The organism is Pseudomonas sp., assembly GCF_037994325.1.
Taxonomy (GTDB): domain Bacteria; phylum Pseudomonadota; class Gammaproteobacteria; order Pseudomonadales; family Pseudomonadaceae; genus Aquipseudomonas.
On the sequence record NZ_JBBNAH010000052.1, the window covers coordinates 1 to 2,659 of the forward strand.

Genomic DNA, 2,659 nt, shown 5'->3' on the forward strand with positions numbered 1-2,659 from the left:
GATGCTTAAGTCGCCGGCTGCGCTGATGGAGCTGGCGTGGTTAAGCAGGCTTTCGCCCATCAGGCTGACGTTGGCGCCAGCGGTGACAAACGCCCCACGACTCGCTTCGGTAACCAACAAGCGGTCACGTTCGAGAATGTTCCAAACCTGGTTTTCCTTGCCGCCGTCGCAATCGCCCGCGCCGTAGTCACTGCTGCATGGCAGTTCGGTAATACGGGCGGCGTATTTTTCCTGGCGGGTGGTCAGCACGTCGCGCTGATTGCTGATGCGCTTGGCTTGAAGCGTTAAATCGCCAGCGCTTTCGATGCTGCCAGAGCGGTTGTTGATGCCATCGCTGGCGGTGATGGTCAGCTTGCCGAGGCTATAAACGTCGCCGGTTTGGTTGGTAAAGCTGTCGACGTTGAGCGCCATGTCCTGGCCGCTGAAAATCAGGCCGGCTTGGTTCAGCAAGGCAGCGACATCTACGCGAACATTGCCAGCACCGCCCAATGTTCCCTGGTTGCTCAGCGAGCCAGCTTTTATCGAAACATCAGCCGCACTGGTCAGACTTTTGGCGACCGTCACCGCGCCGCTCGAAATCACCTGCACAGCGCCATCGGCATGGGCTTTATCGGTGAACTCAATCTGCTCGGCTTTGGCGCGTAACTGCCCGGCGCTTACCGCGCGGGCTACGGTCAATTTGCCATTGGCGTCGATCTGAATATCGTCACCGCTGGCCGCCATATCGCCGGCCAGCTTTACCCCGACACCTGCCTCGGTGCCGACTAAACGAATCGCGCCGGCGTACATGCCACCAAGCGCGGAACTGTCGATAGAAACGCCAGGCCTTGAGCTACTGGCATCAGCTTTGGCCGTGGCCGCCAAGGTCGCCGCATCGACCTCATTACGGCCGGTGACGATGTTCAGCTGCTGGGCATAAATCGCCGCATTGAGCTTGGCGCTGCGGGTGATCAGGTCGAACTGGCTGATATTGGCGGCGTTAAGGCCGGCGCCATCAATAACGATCTGGCCGCCGTCGACATTGAATTGCCTGAGCTGCTCAGCTTCGATTACCGATGCACCAGTGCTCAGCGTTACGCGCGGTGTATTGATAAACCCGCAGCCATCGCAGGTGATGCCGTGAGGGTTGGCCACCACCACATGCGCGCTCTGCCCAGCAACTTCCGTATAGCCCCTAAGCTGGCTTGGATTGCCGCCGGTGACCTCGTTAAGGATCAACCCAGCCGCACGCCCACCCAACCCTCTATTGCCAAGAATCACCCCACCCAATTCGGTCTGGTTAAACGCCGCCGTGCCGTTATTAAGGATCAGGCCCTGCTGGCCAACGTTGTAATCAGTGAACTTGTTATGGGAAAGACCGCTGCCATTAGGCGCAGCGATATTGACGATGGGTACGCCATTGGCGGCTTGAGTGATGGACGTGCTGCCGCTATCAACGGCCAAGTCGGCCGCCGTGCTCAGCAGGGGATTGAGGAAAAGAACAGCGATCAGCAGGCGGGCGATGGATCGGCAAAGCGGGCTGTGTACATCCATGTCGGCGTTTTGTCTCGGCAGGCGGTGGGCTGCGAAAACGTTACGGCGAGGAGGGTGGTGTTGAATGCCAGCTAGTGCTGGCCGAGGTGTGGGATGCCAGGCAAATCACAGCTGGAGTGGCATAGGCCTGTAGGAAGTTACGGCGAGGCAGTTCAGTGGTTGCAGGCCAAGCGAGCAGCGTCTTTCTAACGACTTAGGCTTTTTCTACTACGATTCAACCACCTAACCCAGGAGCCACCCCATGGGCTGTCCTCACGTTTGCAGCGGCGCCACGTTGCAGTGCAGTTTTGGCGCTGCGCCTACGGTGCTGAATGTGTTGCCGGTCAATCGCACGCTCACCAGCAGCATGCCGGCGGCAAATTTGCTGGACCATATTCCGTTGGTGAACATTCCTACCTTTGGCATGTGTAGCAGCATTGCCAATCCCATGGTGGCGGCAGCAACAGCGGCTGCTTTGGGGGTGTTGACGCCGATGCCGTGCATTCCCGCCACCGCCGCGCCGTGGATTCCCGGTGGCGCGCCGACGGTGTTGTTGGGGCCGATGCCGGCGTTGGATGCCAATGGCACGCTGATGTGCACGTGGGCCGGGGTGATTAAGGTGGCGATGCCTGGGCAGGTGACGGAGTTAGTGCCCTAAGTCCTTCAGCTTTGTGGCTGTTCAAACATGCCTTGCCACCAGCCGCGCAGCCGCGATACGGGTTTGCCTGCGGCGTTCAGGGCGCGGCCATCGTCGGTAAAGGCACGCCCCGGTTCCACGGGTACACCACGCAAGTAATGGGCGCTAAAGGCGACCTGGCCGTTGGCGTGAAAGCGGCGGTAGGCGCCTTCGCGCACGCCGTCGCGGTAGTGTTCCAGTTCCGCCACGCTGCCGTCGGGAAAGTAGTTGCAGGCTTCGCCGTGCAGGCGGCCGTGGCGGTAGTGGGCGGTGCGTTGCAGGCCACCTTCGGCGGCGTAGAACTTGGCCAGGCCATGTACGCGGTCTTGGGCGTAGGGCATCTGGGCAGACACTCTGCCGTTGGGGTGGTAGAGCGTCAGCGGGCCGTTGAGTTGGCCGTGGTTGTAGCTGAGGTCGGCTTGCGCGCGGCCGAATTCTTCGATCTTTACCGGGCCGTGCAATTGCCCTTCG

General features: G+C 60.5%; 3 protein-coding genes. 1 reads left to right on the forward strand and 2 read right to left on the reverse strand.

Features of this window, described 5'->3' with window-relative positions; translation table 11 throughout:
• Positions 1–1,533 (reverse strand): filamentous hemagglutinin N-terminal domain-containing protein (locus tag AAAB16_RS01660; protein ID WP_340661770.1); only part of this gene is annotated, 1,533 nt, incomplete at its 3' end.
• 241 nt (positions 1,534–1,774) lie between these two features.
• On the opposite strand from AAAB16_RS01660, the gene AAAB16_RS01665 reads away from it, so the two are divergent.
• A complete protein-coding gene (locus AAAB16_RS01665; RefSeq protein WP_340661771.1) occupies positions 1,775–2,170 on the forward strand; it encodes a DUF4280 domain-containing protein in 396 nt (131 codons plus the stop codon).
• A 5-nt stretch (positions 2,171–2,175) separates the two neighbouring features.
• Here AAAB16_RS01665 and AAAB16_RS01670 read toward each other — a convergent pair.
• Positions 2,176–2,659: toxin-antitoxin system YwqK family antitoxin (locus tag AAAB16_RS01670; protein ID WP_340661772.1), on the reverse strand; the 484-nt coding region annotated here is incomplete at its 5' end.

Excerpts from the sequence above, each read along its gene's own strand:
- AAAB16_RS01665 (WP_340661771.1), top strand. The coding sequence starts at position 1,775 with ATGGGCTGTCCTCACGTTTGCAGCGGCGCCACGTTGCAGTGCAGTTTT.